General features: G+C 24.0%; 26 protein-coding genes. 17 read left to right on the forward strand and 9 right to left on the reverse strand.

What is annotated here, in order from left to right:
* Positions 1 to 243: 243 nt before the first annotated feature.
* From AACK96_RS01500 to polA, 7 genes are all read right to left on the reverse strand, one after another.
* A complete protein-coding gene (locus AACK96_RS01500) occupies positions 244 to 900 on the reverse strand; it encodes a hypothetical protein (RefSeq protein ID WP_338974634.1) in 657 nt (218 codons plus the stop codon).
* Between the two features lie 9 nt (positions 901 to 909).
* Entirely contained in the window at positions 910 to 2,100 is a 1,191-nt protein-coding gene (locus AACK96_RS01505; protein ID WP_338974635.1) for a phosphoglycerate kinase, read from the reverse strand.
* Positions 2,101 to 2,226: 126 nt separating this feature from the next.
* Complete coding sequence (gene gap, locus AACK96_RS01510; RefSeq protein WP_338974636.1) at positions 2,227 to 3,234, reverse strand: type I glyceraldehyde-3-phosphate dehydrogenase; 1,008 nt, start codon at positions 3,232 to 3,234, stop codon at positions 2,227 to 2,229.
* Positions 3,235 to 3,424: 190 nt separating this feature from the next.
* Positions 3,425 to 4,354 carry an ATP-binding protein gene (locus AACK96_RS01515; protein ID WP_281748610.1) on the reverse strand — a complete coding sequence of 310 codons (930 nt, stop codon included), beginning with the start codon at positions 4,352 to 4,354 and terminating at the stop codon, positions 3,425 to 3,427.
* A 45-nt stretch (positions 4,355 to 4,399) separates the two neighbouring features.
* Entirely contained in the window at positions 4,400 to 5,521 is a 1,122-nt protein-coding gene (locus AACK96_RS01520; RefSeq protein WP_338974638.1) for a DnaD domain protein, read from the reverse strand.
* 172 nt (positions 5,522 to 5,693) lie between these two features.
* A complete protein-coding gene (gene mutM / locus AACK96_RS01525) occupies positions 5,694 to 6,524 on the reverse strand; it encodes a DNA-formamidopyrimidine glycosylase (RefSeq protein WP_338962004.1) in 831 nt (276 codons plus the stop codon).
* A gap of 67 nt (positions 6,525 to 6,591) precedes the next feature.
* Complete coding sequence (polA, locus tag AACK96_RS01530; RefSeq protein ID WP_338974640.1) at positions 6,592 to 9,216, reverse strand: DNA polymerase I; 2,625 nt, start codon at positions 9,214 to 9,216, stop codon at positions 6,592 to 6,594.
* A gap of 1,022 nt (positions 9,217 to 10,238) precedes the next feature.
* On the opposite strand from polA, the gene AACK96_RS01535 reads away from it, so the two are divergent.
* The 9 genes from AACK96_RS01535 (at position 10,239) to AACK96_RS01575 (ending at position 14,232) form a co-directional block, all read left to right on the forward strand.
* A complete protein-coding gene (locus tag AACK96_RS01535; RefSeq protein WP_338973555.1) occupies positions 10,239 to 10,598 on the forward strand; it encodes a helix-turn-helix domain-containing protein in 360 nt (119 codons plus the stop codon).
* Between the two features lie 28 nt (positions 10,599 to 10,626).
* Positions 10,627 to 11,127: an IS630 family transposase gene (locus AACK96_RS01540; protein ID WP_338975131.1), complete on the forward strand. Its 501-nt coding sequence runs from the start codon at positions 10,627 to 10,629 to the stop codon at positions 11,125 to 11,127.
* A 78-nt stretch (positions 11,128 to 11,205) separates the two neighbouring features.
* The gene (locus AACK96_RS01545; protein WP_338974642.1) at positions 11,206 to 11,376 is read left to right on the forward strand and encodes a hypothetical protein; all 171 of its coding nucleotides are present in this window, start codon (positions 11,206 to 11,208) and stop codon (positions 11,374 to 11,376) included.
* A gap of 130 nt (positions 11,377 to 11,506) precedes the next feature.
* Positions 11,507 to 12,184, forward strand: a complete 678-nt coding sequence (locus AACK96_RS01550) for a hypothetical protein (RefSeq protein ID WP_338974644.1) — start codon at positions 11,507 to 11,509, stop codon at positions 12,182 to 12,184.
* On the forward strand, positions 12,175 to 12,555 hold the full coding sequence (locus tag AACK96_RS01555) for a hypothetical protein (RefSeq protein WP_338974646.1): 381 nt from the start codon (positions 12,175 to 12,177) through the stop codon (positions 12,553 to 12,555). Before AACK96_RS01550 ends, AACK96_RS01555 begins: the two co-directional genes overlap by 10 nt.
* A gap of 123 nt (positions 12,556 to 12,678) precedes the next feature.
* A complete protein-coding gene (locus AACK96_RS01560) occupies positions 12,679 to 12,891 on the forward strand; it encodes an ATP-binding cassette domain-containing protein (protein ID WP_338974647.1) in 213 nt (70 codons plus the stop codon).
* A gap of 9 nt (positions 12,892 to 12,900) precedes the next feature.
* Positions 12,901 to 13,116 (forward strand): hypothetical protein, encoded by a 216-nt coding sequence (locus tag AACK96_RS01565; protein WP_338974648.1) that lies wholly within the window; start codon positions 12,901 to 12,903, stop codon positions 13,114 to 13,116.
* A gap of 8 nt (positions 13,117 to 13,124) precedes the next feature.
* On the forward strand, positions 13,125 to 13,634 hold the full coding sequence (locus AACK96_RS01570) for an ATP-binding cassette domain-containing protein (RefSeq protein WP_338974649.1): 510 nt from the start codon (positions 13,125 to 13,127) through the stop codon (positions 13,632 to 13,634).
* A 133-nt stretch (positions 13,635 to 13,767) separates the two neighbouring features.
* On the forward strand, positions 13,768 to 14,232 hold the full coding sequence (locus AACK96_RS01575) for an ATP-binding cassette domain-containing protein (protein WP_422397330.1): 465 nt from the start codon (positions 13,768 to 13,770) through the stop codon (positions 14,230 to 14,232).
* A gap of 100 nt (positions 14,233 to 14,332) precedes the next feature.
* Here the strand turns inward: AACK96_RS01575 and AACK96_RS01580 are convergent, their stop codons facing one another.
* On the reverse strand, positions 14,333 to 14,605 hold the full coding sequence (locus AACK96_RS01580; protein WP_338974651.1) for a hypothetical protein: 273 nt from the start codon (positions 14,603 to 14,605) through the stop codon (positions 14,333 to 14,335).
* A 211-nt stretch (positions 14,606 to 14,816) separates the two neighbouring features.
* Positions 14,817 to 16,949, reverse strand: coding sequence for a hypothetical protein (locus tag AACK96_RS01585; RefSeq protein WP_338974652.1), 2,133 nt, complete (start codon positions 16,947 to 16,949; stop codon positions 14,817 to 14,819).
* A gap of 324 nt (positions 16,950 to 17,273) precedes the next feature.
* Here AACK96_RS01585 and AACK96_RS01590 point away from each other — a divergent pair, with 324 nt between their 5' ends.
* From AACK96_RS01590 to AACK96_RS01625, 8 genes are all read left to right on the forward strand, one after another.
* Complete coding sequence (locus AACK96_RS01590) at positions 17,274 to 21,998, forward strand: ABC transporter permease (protein WP_338974654.1); 4,725 nt, start codon at positions 17,274 to 17,276, stop codon at positions 21,996 to 21,998.
* Positions 21,999 to 22,160: 162 nt separating this feature from the next.
* On the forward strand, positions 22,161 to 23,138 hold the full coding sequence (locus tag AACK96_RS01595) for an ankyrin repeat domain-containing protein (protein WP_338974656.1): 978 nt from the start codon (positions 22,161 to 22,163) through the stop codon (positions 23,136 to 23,138).
* Positions 23,139 to 23,979: 841 nt separating this feature from the next.
* Entirely contained in the window at positions 23,980 to 24,498 is a 519-nt protein-coding gene (locus tag AACK96_RS01600) for a hypothetical protein (protein ID WP_338973655.1), read from the forward strand.
* 134 nt (positions 24,499 to 24,632) lie between these two features.
* Positions 24,633 to 24,836, forward strand: coding sequence for a hypothetical protein (locus AACK96_RS01605; RefSeq protein WP_338973654.1), 204 nt, complete (start codon positions 24,633 to 24,635; stop codon positions 24,834 to 24,836).
* An 8-nt stretch (positions 24,837 to 24,844) separates the two neighbouring features.
* The gene (locus AACK96_RS01610; protein WP_338973425.1) at positions 24,845 to 25,285 is read left to right on the forward strand and encodes a hypothetical protein; all 441 of its coding nucleotides are present in this window, start codon (positions 24,845 to 24,847) and stop codon (positions 25,283 to 25,285) included.
* Positions 25,275 to 25,568 carry a hypothetical protein gene (locus tag AACK96_RS01615; RefSeq protein WP_338973519.1) on the forward strand — a complete coding sequence of 98 codons (294 nt, stop codon included), beginning with the start codon at positions 25,275 to 25,277 and terminating at the stop codon, positions 25,566 to 25,568. The genes AACK96_RS01610 and AACK96_RS01615 overlap by 11 nt, the downstream gene beginning before the upstream one ends.
* Positions 25,537 to 25,749 carry a hypothetical protein gene (locus AACK96_RS01620; protein ID WP_338973522.1) on the forward strand — a complete coding sequence of 71 codons (213 nt, stop codon included), beginning with the start codon at positions 25,537 to 25,539 and terminating at the stop codon, positions 25,747 to 25,749. Before AACK96_RS01615 ends, AACK96_RS01620 begins: the two co-directional genes overlap by 32 nt.
* An 88-nt stretch (positions 25,750 to 25,837) precedes the next feature.
* Positions 25,838 to 26,260 (forward strand): transposase family protein, encoded by a 423-nt coding sequence (locus tag AACK96_RS01625; RefSeq protein WP_338973316.1) that lies wholly within the window; start codon positions 25,838 to 25,840, stop codon positions 26,258 to 26,260.
* The last annotated feature ends 9 nt before the right edge of the window (positions 26,261 to 26,269 follow it).

Below are 26,269 nucleotides of genomic sequence, written 5' to 3' on the forward strand. Positions count from 1 at the left end.
TAATTTAAAGCAAGATTACTATACTTTTATAAATGAGATTTAAATATATATTATAGTTTTATCGCTATAACTAGGTATTAACCACTAAGTTTATTTTTAATTTGTATTTTAGATAATAGAAATTTATTTAATCATCAATTATTAATAAATTTTAAGTTTAAATTTAATTAAAAATAATAAAAAAAGTATCAAATTTACACTTGTGGTAAAAATTGATACTTAAATAAAATAATTTTATTTTATTTAAAACATTAAATCAGAAAATGGAAAACAAGATTTAAATAGGGTAATATATTTAATAGTTTTTTGTTCATTATAATTTAATTCTGTATTTAATGTCATTAATTGCTTACGAAATTTTTCATAAAACATTGTTCAAAATAATCAACTTATAGTAATAATAAGTAAACTAAGGAAACTAAAAATTGCTAATATTTCCTTGTTAATATTATTATTTTGAGTTGGAATATAATATAATAAAGCACAAATAATAGTAATAATAACACCATTTATAAAAAATAAATTAATAATTGGTAGAGCTAAATTACTTCATTTTTGAGAATTATTTTTTCACTTAATAACAAGTACACTACTTAAAGTTTGATATTTATTTCAAGTAGTGGTTTCATTAAAATCACGACTTTTTAATTTTAAAATATTTTTTTTAAAATTATAGTTAAGATATTTAAAAGTAAATTTACTTTTAACTATTTGACAATTAATATTTTCATTGGATAATGCTTGTTGATAGCTAGGTTTTAATTTAGTATCATTTTTTTTACTTTTTAAAATAATAATTAATCAAAAAATAAATTGGAATAATTGAAATATTAAAACCATCGCAATTAAAAATAAACTAATAAGAATAAAAACACTTGTTGTTTGATCTTGAGTAATCATATATTTTCACTATTTATTTTCTATAGCATTAATACCAGGTAAATCCTTACCTTCTAGGTATTCTAATGAAGCACCTCCACCAGTTGAAATGTGGCTAAATTTATTTTCATATCCAAATTTAACTGCTGCTGCTGCACTATCACCACCGCCAATTAGTGTAAATGCACCTTTTAATTGTGAAATAGTTTTACAAATATTTTTTGTTCCATTAACAAAGTTACTCATTTCAAAAACTCCTAATGGTCCATTTCAAAAAACAGTTTTAGCATTAATTAAAGTATTTTCAAATAATTTAATTGTTTTTGGACCAATATCCATTCCTTCATATCCATCATCAATATTTTCATTAGTAGTAATTTTACCTTTGATATCCTTAAATTCCGGAGCAATTACAAAGTCAATAGGTAGTATTAATTTTTCTTTTCCTAATTCAATAATTTCTTTAGCAATATCAATTTTATCTTTTTCTAATAATGAATCACCAATTTTATAATTCAATGCTTTCATAAAAGTATAAGCCATACCACCACCAACAAGAACTTTATCAGCTTTTGTTAATAATTGTTTGATAACATCAATTTTATCTGATACTTTAGCACCACCAAGTACTGCTATAAAAGGATGTTCTGGATTAACGGTGATTTTATTAAGCATTGTTAATTCTTTTTCAATTAATAAACCAACACAACTATTTTTGATATTAGTAGCAATACCAACATTAGATGCATGAGCACGGTGTGCAGTACCAAAAGCATCATTAACAAATACATCACCTAAATGTGCTCAATATTTACCTAATTCGGGATTATTAGTAGATTCTTTATTACCATTTAAATCTTCAAAACGAGTATTTTCTATTAAAAGTAATTCTTTGTTTTTAAGATTATTAATAGCTGTTTCAAGATTTGTACCACGAGTTTCATTAATGAATATTACATTTTCTTTTAAGATTTCACTTAGTCTTTTTGCAACAGGCGCTAAAGTATTCTTCGCTTTATCAGCTTCAGATTTAATTCTTCCAAGATGTGATAACATGATTATTTTTGCATCTTGATTTTGTAAATACTTAATAGTTTCGATGCTTGCTTTTATTCTTGTATCATCGGTAATTTTATTATTTTCTAATGGTACATTGAAGTCAAAACGAACAATAACTTTTTTATTTTTAAAATCAAGATCCTTTAATGTTTTTTTATTCATATAATTTTCATCTCCTTTTTTCATATTATAATTTTAATATATTTTTAAAACGATTAATAAAAATGCATCTTGTAATTGGTAAGATGCATTTTTGTAGTTTAATATTTTAATTAAACTATTTAAAAATTATTTTAGCTTTGCTAAGTGTATTACTGTTCTTACTAATTGTGATACATATGACATTTCATTATCATATCAAGCAAAAACTTTAACAATTTGTTTGCCTTCAACTTCAATAACTTTTGTTAATGTTGCATCAAAAATTGAACCAAAACTTGAACCAATAATATCAGTTGAAACAATTGGATCTTCATTATAAGCAAATGATTCGCTACTATGTTTTTTCATTGCTGCATTAACTTGTTCAACAGTAACATTTTTCTTTAATTCAATTGTTAAATCAACAATTGAACCAGTAATGATTGGAACACGTATTGCTGAACCATCTAGTTTTCCTTTAACAGAAGGGATAACTAAACCAATAGCTGCAGCAGCACCTGTAGCTGCAGGAACAATATTAGACATAGCACTACGTCCTCTTCTGAAATCTGAATGTTCTAAGTCTAGTAAACGTTGGTCATTGGTTGCAGCATGAACTGTTGTCATTCATCCTTTAATAATTCCAAATTCTGATTCTAGAGCATGAACAACAGGAGCAAGACAATTAGTAGTACATGAAGCACCAGAAATAATATTATCAGTACTTTTTAGAATATCATGGTTAACATTATAAACAATAGTTTTTAAGTCTCCCTTAGCTGGTGCTGAAATCACAACTTTTTTAGCTCCAGCATCAATATGTGCTTGTGCTAATTCTTTTGTTGTAAAACGTCCAGTTGCTTCAATTACGATATCAACAGCATTGGCTTTTCATGGTAATGCTTTTGGGTCTTTTTCTTGACAAACTTTAATTATTTTACCATCAACATTAATAGTATTTTTTGATTTGTCTGCTTTGATTTTTCCGTGTTTTCAAGTTCTATGTGCTGAATCATATTGTAATAGATATGCTAGGGCTTCTACATTTCCTAAATCATTGATAGCAACAATATCAATTTCTTTTTTGTCAAATAATTGACGGAAGGCAAGGCGGCCAATGCGCCCAAATCCATTAATTGCAATTTTAATTGCCATTATTAAGTCACTCCTTTTGTGTGTTTGTTTTTTATATTGATTAATGACTAGGTATATTATAAACAAATATTGTTAATATTTGTCATAAAATATGGATTTATTTATAAAACATTTATTTTATTAGTAAATTATTTCCTTTATTTTAATTATAGTTTTCATTATTTTATTTTTTTATGAAAAATACTATATTTTATATTGGTATATATTCTATTTCATTATTAATATTGTCAATATTATTATTTTCAATTGTAGTTTGTGATTCTTCAACAGTTAATTCAATTGGTATAGTTAAAGTTTGAATACGTTCTAATAAGCGTTTAACTTTAATTTCTTCTGATTTACTATTTTTTAAATAATAATGTTGATATAGTTCACTAATGCTATAGTTAGAATTAATAAATGTAGTTTTTAATGGTAAAATTCGTGCATTAAGAATACTAAATAATAATTCATCACGCTCTCAAGCGCTAACGGTTTCACCGCCTAAATCATCAATAAATAATAAGTCACATGATTTTAATTGTTCAATTTGCTGATTAGTATCAGTATCATTTTTAAAACTTTTTTTAATGTCCATAACAAATTCAGGTCATACAATAAAACAAACAGTTTGATTTTTTTGAATTAATTTATTTGCAAATAAGATAAAAATAAAAGTTTTGCCACTACCTGTGTCACCATATAAGTATAAACCTTGATAACTTTTGTGTTTTAAAGATTGATGTAAATACTGGATGATTTCTTTTCTTGCATTAGTTGAGGCATTAAAATTTTTACTTCATGAAAGTGATAAAAGTTTATCATCATAGTATTTAATTAAAAAATTATTATGTACTTGTTGTTGGACAGATCTATTAATAGAATGAAGACAATCGGTTAGTACTAAACTTATTTTTTGATTAGGTAACATTACTAGTTTATAACGATATCCTTTAACATTTTGTAGACATTTGCTAAGATTTTCTCGTTTTTTACATAAATTGTAGCTATCAATATAAGTTTTTAATAATTCAACATATGGTTCTAGTTTGCTGTTAGTTAAGTTGTTTTTTTTAATAAAGTCATGAAGTTCAGCATTGTTAATGTTTTCTTTTAAGATAGTTGTCGCTTTAAGTTTCATGATAATCATTTCCTTACTTAATAATAGTGTCTTTTAATAATTAAATTAATGGGCATCAAATTCCTTTAAAATATTCTTTATTTCTTCTTGAGTTAATGTTATATCTTTTTTATTAATATTATCAACCTTATATTTTTTAATTAATTTTTTATTGAAATTATTTGTTGTTGATTGTTCTGTAGTAGATCATAATGATTCTTGTTGAAATTGTTGCTGTGGATTTTTTTTGCTACGAGCATAAGCAAGTTTTAAATGAGATAAAGCATCATCAATAGTATTAATTTGATTTTCTTGAAAGGTTTCAGCAATTTTAATAATATAGTTTGGTTCTAAACGTTTATTATTTTTAAATCAAACATATTCAATTAAGCAGTTAATTACAGCATTATTTAATTGAAAGTTATTAGTTAATATTTCTAATGTTGTTTTTAATTTATCAGTTGGTATTTTACCAGTTAAATTTTTTAAATATTCTTCAGGTAATTTTTGTTGCATTAAATTTAATGTGGTATTAATAACATTAGAATTATCTTTAGATATAATTGTATTACCATTAGAATTTAAATTAACTTTCATAGTGTTAATTTTATTTTTATTTTGAAATGAATAAATTGGTCTAGAGATTGATGTTTGTTCTTGTTTAGCATAAATATTATTAAGTGCTGTTTTTAATTTTAAAGATTGAGGGATAGTATTTTCCTGTTGAGTAATATTAACATAATTTTCTGTAATTTCAATATCATTTTTCAAAAAATAAAATTTTTGTCTTTCGTAATTTAAAGTTCCTAATTGTTTAAGTAGTTCTGAGTTTAAATGGGTATTAGCAAAAAAATCATCAGCAGATAAGGGAGAACACAATTGATAAATGTAAGTAGATTTTAAAGAATAGTAATAAGTATTAATAAGGTTAACAGATTCAAGTTGTTGGAAAGCAACAAGTAATTGAGTGGAAGTTATTTTTAATAAAGATTTAATTCGTCCGTGATTGAAATCAAGATTAATACGTTTTGTTAATAACTTTTCTTGAACTAAAGTTAAATATAAATTTATTGCTTCAATACCAATTATTGGTTGATATAACATAAATAAAATTTGGTAATCTTCGTTACTAATATATTCTGATTGGTTCAACTTAAAAATATCAATATCATTTATTGTTCTGTTCATATTCATTCCCTAACTTTCTTTTTACTATCCATTTCTTTCATGGTATGATAATTATATGCACATAAAGAATATAAATAAAGTGAAATGATTAAAACACATACTTATCCACATTTATTCCACTTTTTTTATTAAAAATATTCTTTATTAATATATACTTTTGAGTTTTCCACAGTTAATATTTAATTTGACAGTGATTACAAAAGTAAGTTCCGCGAAGGTTTATTTTTATTTTTTTGATAATAGTATGGCATTTAAAACAAGGCATTTTTGCTCTAGTATGAACTTGTAATTCTTGTTGATAGTAACCTGTTACACCAAGGCTTGAAGTATAACTACTAATTGTTGATCCGCCAAGTTTTATTGATTTATTAAGCACAAATTTTGCTTTATTAATGATTTCTTGTAATTGTTTAAGTGTTAAGTTTTTAGTAATACTTTGCGGATGGATACTAGCATAAAATAATACTTCATCTGCATAAATATTTCCTAAACCACTCATAACATTTTGTTCTAATAATGTTGCTTTAATACTTTGACTTTTATTTTTTCATTTATTTTTTAAATATTCAGCAGTAACATTTTTATTAAAAGGTTCTGGACCAATATTAATATAAGGTTTTATTTTTTGATATTCATTTTTAGTTTGTAAATGAAAGGTTCCAAACTGTCTTGTGTCATGATATCTTAATTCGTATTTATTGTCTAATTCTAATATTAATAAGACATGTTTTCAATTTATTGATTGATTATTTTGTTGAAAATAATATTTTCCTTCCATTCGTAAATGACTTAATAATACATAATCATCTAATATAAATATTAATAATTTACCAACTCTTTGAACATCATTTATTGTTTGTCCAATAATTTGTTTTGTGAATTGTTCAATACTTGGTGTTTTGATAATTTTATTTAAAAGAATTCTAACACCAATAATTTTATGATTAGTTAAAAGTGGTTGTAAAGTTTTGCGAACAGTTTCAACTTCGGGTAATTCTGGCATTTTTATTTTCCTTCCAATAAAATATAATAAACTAATTTATTTTAAATATTAATAAATTTTTAAAAATTTATTTTAATTCAAATCAGTTATCACCAATACTAGTATTAATTAATAAGGGAACTTTTAATTTAGTAACATTAGACATAATTTTAGTAATTTTAGTAATAACATCATTAACTTTATTATCTTCAACTTCAAAAATTAATTCATCATGAATTTGTGCAATTAATATTGCATCAATATTTTGTTTTTTTATTTCTTCATAAATTTTATTCATTGCTAATTTTAAAATATCAGCAGCACTACCTTGAATTGGCATGTTCATTGCTATTCGTTTACCAAAATTTTGAATCACCTTATTTTTATTTGTAATTTCCATTACTTCTCTTCTACGATTAAAAATTGTTTGAACGTATCCATTTTTTTCACAAAAATCAATTATATTATTAATATAACTTTTAATTTTTGGAAAAACCGAAAAATATTTATTAATAAATATTTTAGCATCTTCAACTTTAATTCCTATTTGTTGTGATAAACCAAAACTAGAAATGCCATAAACAATGCCAAAATTAATAGCTTTTGCATTTTGTCTTTGTTCGTTAGTAACTTCTGCTAAAGGTATATTTAATATTTTACTTGCAGTTTCGCGATGAATATCATGCTTTTGCTGAAAAGCTTTAATTAAATTTTCATCTTCACTAATATGAGCTAATATTCTTAATTCAATTTGCGAATAATCACAGGATAGTATTTTAGTATGTGGTTTGCTTGGAATAAAGATTTTGCGAACTTCTCTTTGCTCTTTATCGCGAATACTAATATTTTGCATATTAGGATCTAATGAAGATAACCTGCCAGTACTGGTTTGCACTTGATTATAAATGCTATGAATTTTACCATCATCAAAAATATATTTTTGTAAACCAAGTAAGTAAGTGGAATATAATTTTTGTAATTTACGATATTCTAAAAGAATATCGATGATTGGATGTTGATTTTTTAAACTAATTAAAACTTCAAAAGCAGTACTACCTTTTTTATAATTAGGTAATTTTAATTCTTTAAATAAGTATTCACTAATTTGTTTTGGTGAATTTGGATTTAAATTACTATTACTTTCTTTTTTAATTTGTAATTCTAAATCTTGGATTTTTAGTAAAGTTTTATCAGTTAGTAGTTTTAATTTTTTTTGATCAATGTTAACACCATTACACTCCATATTTACTAATACAAAAGCAGCAGGTAGTTCAATCTCTTGATATAAATTTCAGTTATTAGTATCTTTTAATTTTTTTATAAGAATGAGATGAGAATCTGTTAAAAAATTTAATTTTTTTTCTAAAAAAATAGCTATTTCTTTTTCATCATTGGGAATATTTTTTTTAATACCTTTGCCATAGAAATCATCAGCGCTTAAATTATCTTTAACATTGACATTGAGCATAACAGCAATGTTTTCTGGTAATATTTTTTCATTAGCATAAAGAAGGTAAGCAGCTAACATATGGTCAAAAATAATATTATTTATTATTAATTTTAAACGTAGTCCTGCGATAATAACCTTTTTTAAATCTCAAGTTATTTTTTGTAGTTTTTTATTTTGTAAGAAATGTTGAAAATTAGAACAATTAATTGCATTGATTTTATTAATATAAAATGTTCCTTTTTTATTTTTAATACCAAAACCAATAATATTATCACGATTATAATTATCACCAAAAATTTCTAATCATAAGTAATTTGAATCACAATTTCATTCTTGACTTCACTTATTTATAATTTGAACGTGAGATGTACTATTTTTATTACTTTTAGGATTAGTGTCTTGTGTTAATAAAGAGTTCATATTATATTGTTTGTAAAAGTCTTGTAACTTTTCATTATTTAAATTTTCAACATTATAATTAAACGTTTCTAAATTACCAGTAATTGGTGTATTTAAATTAAGTTGTGCTAGTTGTTTACAAATAATACCATTATTAAAGTTAAGTTTAATTAGTTTACTAACATTTGGTTTTAATTGTTCTACATTTTCAATAATATTTTCTAATGTGTCATATTCTTTTAATAAACTAATAGCAGTTTTTTGACCAATTCCTTTAATACCAGGTAAATTATCAGAACTATCACCCATTAATCCCTTTAAATCGGTAACTTGATAAGGTAATAATTCATATTCTGATTGAAATGTAGAAATAGTAATAACCTTTAAATCACTCATCCCTTTTTGTGGATTAAGAATTTTAATATTGTTATCTAATAGTTGTAATAAATCTTTATCACTACTCATAATATCAATTTGATAATTACTAGCAACTTTATTTTTAACAATGCTGCCAATAATATCATCAGCTTCATAATTATTTATTTGTCCCCAAGGAATTTGTGCTAAGTTTAAAAATATTTTAACTAAATTAAATTGTTCAATTAACTCAACCGGAGTTTCACTTCTTTTTCCTTTATATGTTGCTAAAGTTTCATGACGAAATGTTTTACGACCAGCATCAAATGCAACAAAAACACTAGAATAGTTGTTAGATTTTAAGTACTTAGTCAACATTCTAATAAAAGCATAGACGGCATTAGTTGGAATACCCTGTAGCGAATGTAGATTAACTCCTTGATATGCAGTAGCATAATATGCTTTAAATAATAAATTGTTACCATCAATAATTAATGCTTTTTTCATTTACTCACCTAATTTCATAAAATTATTATAACAATAAGTAAGTATAACTTCATATAAAATTAAAAAATTAGCATATAAAAAAAACAAGATTTTTTTCTTGCTATCGAACAATAATTAAGTTACAGATTTAATTGTGTAGAAAACATTATAAATATAAGGTTTTAGGGTTAATTTTAAGAGAATTATTATATTTATAGTGATTAGAGTTCTGTAACTTAATTATTTAAATATTAAGGATATTTATAAATAGATCCTTAAGTTTTATTATAACATTCAATTTTTAATTTTTAAATTTATTTTTTCTTTTTTATATATAAAAAACAAGAGCTTTTCAGCTCTTGTCTACACAAGAATTATTGCTAAGGTAATATGTCATTTATAAAAAAAAAGGGGGGGTTATTTATAAATAAAAATTAAGGTTATTGGGGTTATAGAGTTTAAATTAGGGGTTTTAGATTAATTTTAAATTTTTATATTTAAAAATATTATAATTGAATAATGTTTTGACATATTACCTTAATTTTAAAGGACCTAGGCTATCTAAATCCTTATAAGAATAATAACAAATAATATTTAAATTGCAAGGAAATTTGTTATTATTTTTAGAAATAATTTATATTTTCAGTTTTTTTTCAAAAATATATTCATACTCTATATAAGTTTTTGATTTTTTGATAAATATTTTTGGAAAAATTGCAATAATTTTACCCTACTTATCTTAATTTTATAAAAAATCTTAGTGCATTAATGGAGTGTTTATTTTTAGTAAAAATTTTTACGTATTATGAAATTTTTAAACACTAATAAAAGTAATAAAATAAAAATATGTGGTTAAACTTATAGTTTTAATTTTAGTTATAAAAATTTGTAAAAAATTATTTAAAAAAAATAAAAAAGATATATAGCTAACGAAAGTAATGTTTACTCATAAATAATGTAAAATAATAATATGTAATTTAAACAATTCTTGCACTTACAAGTATAATTCAGCAATAATTAAAATAGATTAGGAAGATTAAATTATGCCAAAACCATACAGTGAGGACTTACGAAGAAAAGTAATAGAAGTTTATGAAAGTAAAAACATGAAAATTAAAGAAATTTGTAAAGTGTTCAATATCACTAGAAAGACTTTATTTTTATGAAGAAAAAGAAAGCAAAAAACCGGAAATATAAAACCAATTTTGAATTATCAAAAAGGACATAGCCACAAAATAAAGGATTTAGATGAATTAAAAAATTATTTAGCAGAAAATAAAGATGTTACAGTTCAAAAAGTAATTGAAAAATTTGGTGATATGACAAAAGAAACAGTTTATAACTATTTCAAAAAACTAAATTATACATATAAAAAAAACTTTTCTATATGAACAAAGAGATAAAAATAAACAAGAAGATTTTTTAAAAGAAATAGCGAAAATAATGAATGAAGATTTGGTATATATTGATGAATCTGGAATTGATGATAATGAATTTTATAAATATGGTTGGTCTGAAAAAGGTAAAAGATTATTTGATAATAAACCTGCATATAAAATAAAGAGAATGAGTATAATTGGTGCACTAAATAAAGGTAAATTAAAAGCTCTATGAGCATTTGAAGGACATTGCAATAGTAAAATTTTTGAATCATATGTTAAAAATATACTAATTCCAGTATTAAAGTGTGGACAAATTATAGTTTTAGATAATGCGACGTTTCATAAATCTAAAGCAACAAAACAATTAATTGAAAATGTTGGATGCAAACTATTATTTCTTCCACCATATTCTCCTAATTTAAATCCAATTGAACATTTTTGATTTGCTATAAAACATAATATAAGAAAAATATTACCAAATTATTGACCAAATATTAAAAACGCGATTGATTTTGTTTTTCAAGATATGAGTAAACATTACTTTCGTTAGCTATATAATGATGTCGGATATTTAATATTTAAAATGGAGAAAAAATATTCAAGTTTAAAGTAAGGAGAAAATTAAAAAATGCCAAACCCATGAAAAACAGAACCTAATGGCCCAACAGATTTAAGCAAAGTTGCTAAATGGGAAATTAATGATGTGAATGAAACTAGAGAAAGATGAAAAAGAGAAAAAGAAGAAGAAGAAAAAAAACAACAAAAACAAAACAAAGCGGGATCTAGTTTGAAAAAATAAATTTGTTTTAAAAATTATATAAAATATAACAAGATATTTGGTGTGTATATGAGTTTTTATTTAAACCTATTACTTTATTATTTTAAAGTAAATGGGTTTTTTTATTTTTTAATCAAATAAGGAGAAAGAAATGAAACCGATATTATCAAAAGCTATAAGTAATATTGTAAAACAAGGTCCATGAATTACTAGAGATGAACCTTTACATCAAAATAAAGAGAAAATACAGAGAGAATTAATAACATATAAAATAAAATCAGAAAATGATTTTGTATATAAAACAGAAATTAATAAGGATATTATAATTTATGAATATTTTTTTGAGAAAATAAAAGATAAAGATAATGGTTCTTGCATTGTGACTAGAATTTATTTTAGTAATGATGAGATATGAGAAAAGATAGTATATATTAATAATAAAGAAACTGATGTTGAACAAAAAATAATAGAACAATATAGAGTTTATTCTTGTAAAAAAGAACTTTTAGAAGAAAGTCAATTCATAAAAAATGAAAATGATAAGCAAATAGTTATTAGAAAAAAATCTATTTTAGATTTTAAAAATAAAGAAAATATTAATGGTGTCAATAATAATGATGAAAAGATTAAAGAAAGTAAAAATACTTTAGGTAAACGATTAGGTAGGTGAGTTGGAAAATTTTTTATTTTTGCCCTTGAAACTTATCTTTTTGGTGTTGTTTCGGGAATTATTTCTGTTCTTGCTCTTAAAATTCCCCTTGTAATGGCGCTTTGTTGATGAACTCCTGCAGCTTTAGGAATAGCAACACTTACACTGCTTTGCCTATAGGTTGATGTGTAGTTTTAGCAATTGTAGCAGTATTAGGCGTTCAGTTACTAAAAGAATATGGAATTAAACCTTTATTAAAAAAAATGTGAAAGATAGTAGAATCAAAAAAAGCAAAAAAACTAGAAATGGAAGACTTAAAAGAAATAGATTTTCATAATATCAATTCTAGAGTTTTAAAAAACTATTTAAGTTCTCAAAAAAACATACCTTTTGATGAAATTAGACCAAGTTTTGAACAAAATATTAATATAATTAAAAATAGAAAATTGTCTCATCAAACTCAAGAAAAATTTGATGCAAAGAGTATTAATAATATTCCAATTTCAGCTAATACTTGAAATAAAGTAAAATGTTTATTTCAACATAATTAATAAGTTAACAATTTTGTTGAAAATAATAAAATTTTAATCTATAAAATTAATACTATTTTCTCTTTTCTCTTATTTTATGGCTAATATTCATGTTATTATTACTAAGTAATTAAAAAAATATTAATGAGGTATAAGATGAGTATTGTCACAATTGAGAATTTAACACATGCTAATGGTGGAAAAGTTTTATATAAAAACGCCACTTTACAAATTAATAAAGGTGAACATGTGGCATTAATTGGTATGAATGGTGTTGGTAAAACAACATTATTAAATATTATTAATGGAACAGTATCTGCAGATCATATTAATTTAAATATTCATCCTAAAATTTAAATTGGGTATTTGGATCAACATCAAGAGGTTAATTTAGAATTAACAGTTTTACAATATTTGCGTGAAAGTTATCAAAAACTTTTTGAACGCGAACAACAAATGGAAAACTTATATGCAGAAATGGCTAATAATTATAGTGAAGAGTTATTAACGAAAGCAATGAAAATTCAAGATGAATTGACACACCAAGGATTTGATACTATTAGTAAAAAATTGGTCGTTTAGTTGATGGATTGGGTATTAATTTACAACTTTTAGAACAAACTTTAGGTAGTTTAAGTGGTGGTCAAAGAGCAAAAGTGTTATTAGCAAAATTATTATTAAATGAAGATGATTTTTTATTACTTGATGAACCAACTAATTTTTTGGATATTGAACAAATTAATTGATTAGCTAAGTTTTTACAAAATTACCCTAGTGCATTTTTATTGGTGTCACATGATCGTAATTTTATTAATACAACATGTAATATTATTTTTGATATTGATAATTATATGATTACTCGTTATGTTGGTAATTTTGAAAGTTTTTTAGAACAAAAAAGTTTACATCATCGTCAATATGAATCAGCATATTCAAATCAAAAGAAATTAATTGAAAAATTAGAAACTTATATTAGTAAAAATGCAGCACGTGCTTCGACTGCTAAAAGTGCTGAATCAAGAAGAAAACAATTATCCAAAATTAATGTTTTAGAAAAACAAAAAACAGCAAATCCAGTCTCCTCCAAAGTTTTATTTTAAGTATTATAAAACAACAACTTCAATTGCTGTCCAAGCTAAAAACCTTGAAATAGGTTATCATAAACCATTAATTAAGCCGCTTACTTTTGTTATTAAGACTGGTAGTAAGTGAGTTGTTAAAGGGTATAATGGAATTGGTAAAACTACTTTCTTGCAAACATTAGCTGGTAATATTCCAGCAAGTGCTGGAAATATTAATTTAGATGATCGAATGCAAGTAGCATATTTTCATCAGACTGAAGTAATGACTAGTACTACTCCATTTAATTATTTAAAAGAGTTAGATATTAAATTAAATGATGTTGAGATTAGAAGAATTTTAGCAAGTTTTGGTTTGCGTAGTAATTTAGTAATGAAACCAATGAACTTACTTTCTGGTGGTGAACAAACTAAGGTTAGATTAGCAGCATTGGCATTAAAACCTTACAACTTATTAATTTTAGATGAACCAACTAATCATATTGATGTTTTAGCTAAAGAGTCTTTATTAAAAGCATTGCAAGAATTTGAAGGCACTGTATTATTGACAACTCATGATACTAATTTTAATAATAGTTGAGTTGATGGGGTTTTAGATTTTGAAAAATTAACAAATTAGTGAAATTAAAATAGTTATTTTTAATATTTAATTTATATATTTAAACAAATAAAAAAACTTATAACTAAGATTTAGTTATAAGTTTTTTTATTTGTTTAAATTATCCTTTACGATTACGGTCGTCACGGTTTCGTCTGCTAAATCCACCACTGTTTCCTCAACTAGAATCATCACGGTCAGAACGTGGTCTAAAGTTTCCACGATCAGAAGAATTTCTATCCCCTTGTGTTCTTGCTCCACGTTCAGCAAAACGTTTTTCACGTTCTTCTGTGATTTTTACAAGTGTTGTTAAACTTGCATTAATAGTAATTACTGTTTCTTTTAAAACTTTAATTTCTTCTAATAATGCTTCTATTGTTTGATTGTTTTCCATTAACAATGCCTCTTCTTTCTGGCGCCTAATTGATAAATCTGATAATAATATCTGATATAATGAGATTAATAAGCACTTAATTAAGTATAGCATTAAAATTAAAATTGTATAGTATATAGTCATATATTTTATAGTTAAAAATAATTATTATTATGATAACTATTATTTTTTTATTAAATATCTAGTAAATAATATATTAAAAATTAGTTTTTTATTTTACTAAAGTAATACTTTTAAATTTAAAAGTACGTATACCTTGAAAATCAATTAAATTTTCAATATCAATAGCAGTGATAATAAAATGATATGTAGTGTTTTTAATTTTATATGTAAAATCATATTTTAAATTAATTGTTTCAATATTATTGATGGTAGTTTTAGTCATAGTAATATTAGAAGTATTACCTATTTTTTTATTAATGCCGGTTGTGTTATCAGCATCAAAATAAACTTCATAGTTATCTTTAATTCATTGATTATTATTAGCAGTAATAATATTTTTAATTCCTAATTTATGACTTTCATCAGTAGTACCAAGTAATAAATTTAAGATATTATTTAGTTGACTGTTTGGTTCAAGCATAGTTTTTTGTAAAATATCAAGTATTGAACCCTGAGTAAAAGTTGGATATTCTGGATCATCTTTATTAATGTGTCCACCTAATGATTTATATAATTCTTCGACATCGGTTGCTGTTACATCACTTTTATTAATTATGTTTTTTAGAGTAACAATAGTATCATTTTTAAAAATTATTAAGAGACCAGTAGTATTATTAAATAAAAAATTCTTTAAATCTTTTAAATTAATATTAATACCTTCATTACCTGGATATTGTTCTGAAATTTTGGTAATTAGATCAGTAATGCTAGTAATAATTTTTTTAACACTATCTGTATTAATTGCTTTGATAATAGTATCAATTAAGTCATCAGGTTTATACATTTCATCACCAATCAGTCCTCCTAAAGTTAAATTTACTGGGAAAGAGATTGGTTTTGGTATTGTTAAATTAAGTTTAAGATCATAAAGGAATGTATCAAAACCACGAGTTTCTGCTGTAGTTTTACCAAATACGGTTAGAAGTATTTGTTTTAATTTTTCTGGTTGGTTAATTAAAGAATTTATAGTATTAATAATATCAAGTAAATTATAGCTACCAGCACTTGGCTTTGATGGATAACCATTACCAATTGTTAAGTTTTTAACACCTTCAGTAATATCTGGCATATCTAATATTCATTTTTTAATAACCGGAATAATTGCTTCAATAATTGTTAAGATATAAAGTGGGTTAGTTAAAAGATAGGGAAGGTATCTTTCAACATCAGTAAAAAAACCTTTATAATCAAAATCAACTTTTATGTTATTTGGATGCAGTAAACTTCCATCAAGTGTTATATGTTCTGAAAGAATGCCACCTAAATATCGTGGAGTTTTACCATCTTTACCAAAGATTTTATTGTCTTCACTCATTTTTCAAAACAAGTAATTAATTAAAGTGCCACTATGATATAAATCATAATCTTGTTTTGATTTTCAATCACTTACTTTGTGACCAGGAAATTTATCTAAAGTTGGACTTATTTTTCATCTTTTTCCATTATTCCAATCACTATAAGGTTGACCATTATCATCTTTTCAATTATTCATAAACTTAATTAATGTTTCTTCATCAGTGGGTGTAGAAGTTTGTTGATCAGATCAACTGCCATTGACTAAATTACCAAATATTCTAGTTAGCGGATTTAAAAAATTAGGACCATAGTTATTAATTAAATTAGCAACTAATTGTAATCCAGCTGGTAAACTGCTTAAGTCACCTTGTAATGATTTTAAAAAACTAGAAATGGGGTCCATACCAGCACCTACAACTATATTTTCTAATTGTGGGTTAGCCATAATTGATATAGTTCTAATATAATCAAGTGATGAAAAAACATCATTAACTTGCTTTTTACTATTGATGGTTTTAGTTAATTCACCTGTTCCAGAAGCTTTAAAAAAATTATCAGGATCAAAGTTATTTACATCAATTTTTCCATTTTCCCCTCAACGTGTTTGTAAATCACCTCAATTATCTAAACTAGTATTTTTAGTTAAATTATTAATACTATTATTTTTAATTTTTCCCATAATATCATCATTAGTACTACTAGTATCAGCATCTAACTCTTTTGACATAACCATACTTTTAATTAAAGCAGAAGTTTGGTCAGCAAAACTTTTAGCGATACTATTAGTTACACGGTTAACATAAAAATTAAAGGTACAAGCCGATAGAGGTAAAATAGTGGCACTTGCTATTAAGATAATTCCTAACTTGGTAAATACTTTTTTCATAGCAGTTCTCCTTAAATAAAGTGTTATTTTTGTCAATTTTATTTTACTAAAATTTAATATATTTAACTCTGAAAATAATTAAATTCATTTCTTACAAATTGTATCATTAGTTATTTTAATTTTAAAATTTATTTAAATAAACAATTTAAATATGGTAATATATCAAACAGAGAAAAATTAAACATTATAAAAACTATCTATTATTTATTTTAAAATTATCCTATATATTAATTTTGTATAAGTGTGATATTATTAATCCATATGTGAACTTAATAATTAAAATTAAATGCAAAATTTTAATTTCAGGAATTAGGGAGAACTGTAATGGCAAGGTTAAATAAACGCGAAAAAGCGAATAATAAAAAAATGGTATCTACTAATAAGAAATCAAAAAAAAGTTTATTTAAGAATGCGTTACTATTAAAGCAGACTTTAGTTGCTACATGAAAAAGTAAATTACAGTTAGTTATTTTACTATTACTTACTGCTTTTGCAACTTCGTTGGTTACTGGAAGTTGAATATCATACGTTAGAATGATTGAAGGAAGTAATCAATTAGGATTAAATGATCTTAAGTTTGATGCTGTTTTACCTTATTCACCAGTGTCACAAGGTATTAAACAAATTGCTAATCAAGCTTTTAGTTTAAAGTTAGGTCGATTTTATGTTCAAGATGGAACTAATAGTAAAAGTATTAAAGCGCTTTATTTTGATGATACAAAAATAGGGACAGATCAAGAAATCCTACCAATCACTAAAGATAACTTAACTATTGATTATACTCGTGATAATGGTAATATTACTGGGTTTAATGATATAAGATGAACAAATCCGGATAATCCTTTAGTTTTTAATTTGAATAATAATAATGTTAAAGCAAGCATCTATGGTCAATTATTGTTAAAATCAAAAAATGCTGCTAATGAAAATTTAAAAAACCATTTTAAAACAGCAGCAGATGATTTATATCGCGATGTTTTCTTAAAAAAAACAGCACCCAATATTCTTCAATCTATTAATACTTTTATTAAGGAATGGATTACAAAACATTCAACAGACCCAATATTAAATGCGACTGATAATGATAAAGTTACCACTTGAATTTTAAAAAATAAAATAAATTTTAGATCTTCTTCTAATGATGCTACTATTCCTGATAGTGTTAATTTGCAAGATCCAACAGAAAGAAATGAACTTTTTATTAAAGTAGTTAAGGAAACTGAACCCGATCCAAGATTAGATAATGATTATGGTATGAATGGTCAATGAATGAGAATTTATCGTAATTTTTCTGCAACAGAATCAGATAGTAACATTTATACTAATTTTACTAATACTTCTATTGGTTATCATTCACCTTTTAACTATAATGTGATTAGTGATGGCACTGAAAGAGATGCATTTTCTACATATTTAATTCGTGCGGTTGCAGCATTACAAATGCGTGATTTATATGTTCGTAATCAATTTACTGCCAGTGCTGGAGTAATTAATAATACTCAAATTAATACTAAAATTATTGATATTGGTTTACCTAATGCTTTAAATCATACTAATCTAAAAGTATTTGAAGGTGTTGCAGCAACAAGTAAAAATGAAATAGTTATTACGCCACAATATGCAAGAAAAAATAAAAGTAATAAAGCGTATAAACCAGGCGATCATATTAATATTAATGGTACTGACTTTATTGTTAGTGGTATTGGTGGTGATGCTTATGATATTTATCCAACGATTAGTGACTTAGATCCAATTCCCAATACAAGAACTGAATTTATTGCTTATGTTACACCTTCAGCATGAAATGATGGAAATTGATATAAGACAGCAGATAAAACCGATAATACTTTAATGTATTTTACAAAATGAAATAATATTCCTAAAAATAGTATTCATGAATTTGATGTTGATTTATTTAATGATTTTTTTCAAAAAACAATATTTAGTGATAATGGTGTTAGTGATTTAAATCAATATGATTATAATAAGTATTTAGTTGAGAAATATGGTAATACAGATTCAACACCACAATCATCTTCTACATACCTTATTAATCCAAATCCTGTAGTTACAAGTAGCAATAGTCAGTTTTCGCTTTATAATAGTAAAGAAAAGATATTTAATTCAGCAATAATTGGGTTTTTATTTGCAGCAATAGCAGGAGTATTATTTTTACTAGCGGTTGTTATTTTTATCACCACTTTAATTGTTAAAAAGGCAATCCAACATGGACAAGTTTCAATGGGTATTTTAAAATCAATAGGTTATAAAACATGACAAATTACGATTTCTTATTTGGCATATCCATTATTAACGCTATTAATTGCAATTCCAATTGGCTGAATTGTTGGTCTTGTAATTCAGGTATATTTAACTGAGATTTTTAATACTTTATTTGTTTTACCATATAATGTTTTTAACTTTGATGTTGTTCCATTATTTATTTCAATTGTTTTAATTATTGGTTTTATTAAAATTGTTACTTTATTAACTGCCTTTCGTCTTTTAAAACGTGATCCTTTATTTTTAATTAAAAAAGATAGTGATTTAGCTTTAGGTGTTCCTAAAAGTAGAGCTAGCAAGTTTTTACAAAATAATTTTCGTCTTCGTTTTTTATTATCATTATCAAAAACTAGTTGAAAAAAAATTTTAGTTACTTCGGGAGTTATTACTTTAGCTTCACTTTCAATTGTAGCAACAACACTAGTTCCTGCCACTATTAATAGTTTAAAAGTTAATTATTTCAAAACTCAAAAATATAAAAATTATTATGAGTATCAAACACCAATGCCGAATATGCCGATGAGTAAATATGGATTATATTCATGAGATTTTTTTAATCGACCAAGTGGTGAGAAATATTATCCAACTTATGGTGCTATGCCTTGACCTGAAGATAAAATTGTTTATGATGAGAAAAAGGCACGTGTTGGATGATATAATCCATTATTGTTTAAAAAAGAAAAATTAACTAATAATTTTGCTGATATTTTTACTTTTGATTCATCTTTTCCTGAATCTGAAAGAGCAGAGTTTATAAAAAAAATGTCCTCTTATTATCAAAAACAATCAACAGGGACATTAGATCTTAATGATTTAGTTTGATCATATAGTTGATTAGGTGGCAAAGCTTTTAGTAATCAGTTAATAACTGATTTAAGTAAAGAAGATAATACACCATCAAAAATATTTTCATATGATATTGTTAATTTTGCAAGTGGCCAATTACCTAATATTTTGCAGGTTCCCAATCCTGGAGTGCCCCCTGGTCCAGAGGCAATTAAAGAAATTTTAAAGCAAGTATTACCGGGCTTTGTTCGTCAGAGTATTGATAGTTTGCCAAGACCTAATATTAAAGAAGATCCTTATGATTATTTTAGTATTGGTCATAATACTATTGCTTTTAATCCAAAAACTACTAATAATGGTGATATTAATGGACCAGATGAAGAATTAGTAACACAGTTTAAAGTTGGTGTTGATGAAAGTACAAAAATTGCTAAAAAAGAACTAATGGATGTTATTGGGATTAATCCCAATACTGCAATGTTAGTATTAAAAAATGATGAAGTTAAAGCTTTAAAATATAATGCTAATGCTAATGCTATTCCAATGGTTATCAATCGTGCTTTTCAATCTAAATTTGGATTAGATGTTGGTTCACAATTTAGTGGTGTACCACAAGTTAATACTTTATGTTATAAAAATATTGATGGTAAAAGTATTCCTTTACCAAAAGAAAATTGATATTACGGTGAAACACCACCAACAGATTCTTATACTACAAATGGTGGCATCTGATCAAAAAGTGGAACAAAATGAAATTATCGTGGTGATCAAAAAATAAAATTATCTGATAATAGTAAAGAATATAGTGATATCCATGGCACTAGGTATAATGGTATGTATGATGAAAAAGGACAACCAATTATAAATAATGAACCTAGTACTTGAAATAATGTTAATGATATTTGATTAAAATTGCCTTCTGATATTAGTGGTAGTGCTAAAAGTGGTAAAATTCCAACAGCTGATAATGCTAAAACTATTGATTTTGATTTATCACGTATTTCTGATTCAACAGGTAAATGAATTAGACCTTTTTCATATGATTTGGTAAAGTGATATAATGGATTTGATCCTAAAGATCCATTAAGTATTTTATTAAACCGCCCAGCAGAATGATTTATGGGAATGGTTAATAATAATATTTTAACTAAAGAAAATAATATTAATGCTGATAGTTTACAAGCAGATATTAAAAATAACATGCCAACATGATGAAAAAATATTACGGGTAATGATAATCCACTTCATACATATCAAGTTGTGGGAATTCAAGATTCTTATGATACTCCTAAAGCCTATGTTGATCAAAAATGAGCTAATGAAATTATGGGTTATAGTTATATTGATGATAATCCTTATTATTCAGGAACGGATGTATTTCAATGATTTAATGGTAAGTTAAGTGCTAATGCTAATGTTTTTGATTTAATTGGAAGAATGAGTTTTAAATCAAATTTAGATGATTATACTATTTATGCAACCACTAGTTTAAGTGGTAATCAAAATATACCAATGGTCAAAAAAAATTATTTATTATCAAGACAACAAGCAATGCTTACTAAAATGTCAGATATTGCTTTCAGTGCTAGTGCTTTATTTATTGTGACAACGATTATTTGTTCAATATTAATTGTTATTATGATTACTGATTTATTTACCGATCAATTTCGTCGTTTTATGGCTCATATGAAAGCAGAAGGATATACTAATTGAGAAATTAATTCTTTTACTTTAGGTATTTTTACACCTTGAGCATTACTTGGTTATATTGTAGGGTTTGCCCTAGGTTACCTTGCTATTTATGGTTTAATTAATATTCTTATTAGTTTTGTTGGTGTGGCTTTACCATTTACAATAACATGATGAATATTACCAGTAAGTTTTATCATAATTAGTGGTATATATATTTCAACATTTATTATTAATAATCATGAATTAAATAAAATGAATTTAATTGAATTATTAAAATCTGATGAATAAAATAAAGTTCACTAAAGAATGTTTGGTAAATTTAAATATTTAAATTTACCAAATTAATAGTCAAATATGTATACTTTATTTGAAAACTAAATATTGTTTTTAACTCATTACTTTATTTTAAAGTAAATGGGTTTTTTATTTTGAAAGGAGAAAAAAAGAATTTTGAAAGATAAATCATTAATTTCTAATTATTATGATATATTAAATGTATTACCAACAGCATCAGTAGCAGAAATTAAAAAAAAATTCAAACAGACTGCTCTAAAAACTCACCCAGATAAAAATAATAATCCTCAATCAAAACTTAAAATGCAAGAATTGAATGAAGCAAAAAGAATATTAACAGATGAAAACTTAAGAAAAGTTTTTGATCAAAAACTTTTTATTTACTTTTTACAAAATGGTAATAATAAGGAAGTTATTTATTTTCTTACTAATAAAATAAATAATTTAAATATAAATGAAAAAGATAATTCTGGTAATACTCCTTTACATTATGCATGTTTTCATAATTTTTTAGAAACTGCAGATCTATTAATTAAATATGGCGCTAATATAAATGTCAAAAATAATAGAGATAATACTCCTTTACATTATGCTATAATGGGTAATGCTGATTTAAAATTTATTAATTTATTAGTTGAAAAAGGTGCTAATTTTATTGAGAAAGATAAAATGGGTAATGATAGTTTATCTTTTGCCAAAGATTTTTCAAAAGATAAGAAAGTTTCTGAATTTTTTTTTAAAAAAATGAAAAAATTAAGAATAAAAAAAAATCAACAAATTTTATTAAATATAACTAAAAGAATTACCAATATTGAAAGAGAAATTACCAATATTGAAAGAGATATTGCACGTTTTGAACAGAAAAAAATAAATTCAGTGTTAAATTATATTATTATTATTTTTACTTTTGGTTGTGTTAATAAGAACAAAGATATAAATAAGGATATTTTAATTAAAACTGATCAACTTAAAAATTTATTATTAGAAAAAGAAATTGCTAATAATGAGAAACATGTATTTGAAGAAAAAATCAACCGATTAAGTTTTAATAAAACTAAAAAAATAAATGCAATGGATTTACAAAATCAACCTTCAACAAGTGGATATAAACCATCAAATTCATCATGTATTTAATAAAATAAGTTAAAAAGATTGCAAAAGCAATCTTTTATTTTTAGTTAAAATCAAGAAAAATTGATTGATATTTTTTGGATTTATTATTAAATTAAAATATAATAAATTACTTATTAAATAAAACTTTTAAATCGTACTATTAATATTTTAATAAAATTAAAGGGGAGCGTGTCGAAGATGTCGATAACTAAAAAGTTTTAAAAATAGCTCCTTTCTTTTTTTACCCTTAAATTAAAAATAAATGACAAAAGACGAGAATAAAAATTTTGTCTTTTTTTGTGTAATTATAAAATTTTAAAATTTTTAATAACCCTCTTTAACGCTATTATCAACACGTGTTAGGGAATTAAAACAGTGAACTACAACACAGTTGTTAAAAATAGTAGCTAGAGCATGTGGACTTGCATGGATAAATAAAAAGTGGAGTGATACCTAATAAAATATACTAACCATTAATGGTAATTCTTGGGGTGGGAGCGAATTGGAAACTAGTATATATAGACCTGTTGTAGGGACCTATTATATTAATTCTATTCTTTATTTAACCAACCTTGCCACTCCCAAGTGAGCAAGTGTTGGTTTTATTTTTTATTTTTTTTGAAAAAATTTTTTTTGTGCGAGAAAATAAATTTCAAACTTGTAAAAAAAATTGAGCGGTGCCGGTTCAATTAAATAAATATTGAATCGAATGCCTCGATTTCTTTTTAAAATTTCACAATTTATTTTTGAGCCCAGAATTGCTGAAATGAATAAAACGAATAGTAGTATTATTAATAATCTAAAAATCAAAATATATGTTCTTTATGCTAGAAGCAACAGAACATATTAGGAAAGGATTATTATGCAAATAGAATTTAAAAAAGAACAAATTGTTAAAGATAAACCACAATCTATTCTTATTGATTATGTTGAATATAAATTATCACTTCCAAAATGAATGATTAAAAATAATTCTTTTATTGTTGATAACAGTTACACATATTGAGTTTTTAATTTAGAAAATATTAAAAGAGAATTAAGTGGTAATGAATTAATAAAATTATTAGAACCATATATTAAAGACCAAAAAATAACTGTTAATAAACAAGAAACACCCAAAGAATATTATCTTAATGATATCAAACTTGAACCATTAACATTTTATGAACAGCATAATAGTTGATTTATGGGTGAAATAACAGATAACAAAACTAATATTACAAATCCATGTTTTAAATACAACATTACATGAGAAGAAAATAGAAAAAGTTTTAAAATAAATAATCCATATAAACACGATGATTTACCAATTAATTATATAGTTACTTCATATAAGGAAATTTCAACTCATAATGAAAAAGTATTTTTGTTGAACATGTAAACAAAATAAATTAGATTATTTATTCTTTAATACTAATGATATAAAAACAAGAAAATATTTTTTAAGAGATAAAAATAGTAAAGCGATTTGTTATGACTGTATTTTAAATATTAGGTTAAGTAGGAGGCATAAATATGAATAAAGAATATTTAACTAAAAGAGGAACGATTTGCATACCAGACAGTGATGATATTGAATTTAAAATAGGGCTAATTAAACTGATTGATGATTTAAAAAAAGATAATTTAGTTTGTGGTCATAAAGAATTTATTGAAGAATGTAAATATTGTTGATGTAATTGTGATTTAGAAATTATTAAAACGGTTATTAGAGGTTAACTTAATTAATGCAATATGACTTAATTATTGGAATTGATCCTGCTGGAATTGGTAATAATGGAATGGTTATATATTCAAGTGAAACTAATAATATTACTTTTAATGAAACATTCAAAACTAAAACAGTTTTAGAAAGTAAAAATATATATAAAGAATATTTTAAATTAATTAAAAAACAATTTATTAATCAAAAAATATTAGTTATTGTAGAAAATTTCTTTTTAAGCTCAAAACAATTATTAACTAATCCATTAGCAACACCTAAGATTATTGGTGCATTAATGGTATTAGTAGAAGATGTTATGAATTGAGATTATTTAGAAAGTGAACCAAAAAATAAAACTAATAATTTAGAAAATTATAAAGGAAATATAAAATTAACAAAACATGAACAAGATGCTTATAAGCATATTCAATACTATTTAAGGAATTATAAAAATGAAAGATAAAGCAAATTATGTCAAATTAAAAGTAAAACTGAGTAACACTATTGAAGCAAAATATTACGAAAAAGGTAATAAGGAATTATATTATAGTGTTCGTGGTCAATGAAATGGATTAAATTATGTTACTTTAATTTTTAATAACCCAAAATTTTATAGACGATGTATTTTATTAAACAAAAACGATGAAATTATTGTAACTGGTCAATTTTTTAATACTTTAAATATTCCTAAAAATCGTGCATTTTGTTCAATCAATGTTAAATGATTTAAAAAATGAAAAGAGTAAAAAAATGATTAAAAATACACCATTAGAATATATTAATGACAGAATTAAGCAGCATAAAGAAAATATTAATAAATATACAAAAGAAATTGAAAGATTGCAAAATTTTATTAAAACAAATGAAATTAGAATGACTGAATTAGAAATAATAAAAGATATTTTACAAAAAGGAGAAAAAATATAATAGACATATTCCGTAATTATTTTTTTGAAAAATCAAGTAATAATTTTATAATTTATTTTATTAATGAATTAATAAGGTGTTGATAAATATGGCTTTTGAAAATTTAAAAAAATTAAAAAATGATAAATTTTATAGATATTTTGGTATAAAACATTTTCATTTTAATGAAATGTTAGAAAAATTAATTGAAATAGAAAAATTAGAAAAAACTAAAGGTCGAAAAAATAAACTTTCAGTTGAAGAAAGATTGATGATGACACTTGAATATTGAAAAGAATATTATACTTTTTTTCAAATGAGTATTAAATATAAAATGAGTCCTTCAAGCTGTTTTCGAAATATTACTTGAGTTGAAAATAAACTTAGTAATGATAGAGATTATCAATTTTTAAAAGAAAAATATAAATCAAAAAATGATAAAAAACAAGAAAATTTAAATGAATTTCAATTTTATTTAATTGATTCAACTGAGATTGAAATTGAAAGACCAACTAAAAAAAACTACAGTTAGAATATTTTT

The organism is Spiroplasma endosymbiont of Tricholauxania praeusta, from assembly GCF_964019535.1.
Taxonomy (GTDB): domain Bacteria; phylum Bacillota_I; class Bacilli_A; order Mycoplasmatales; family VBWQ01; genus Spiroplasma_E; species Spiroplasma_E ixodetis_A.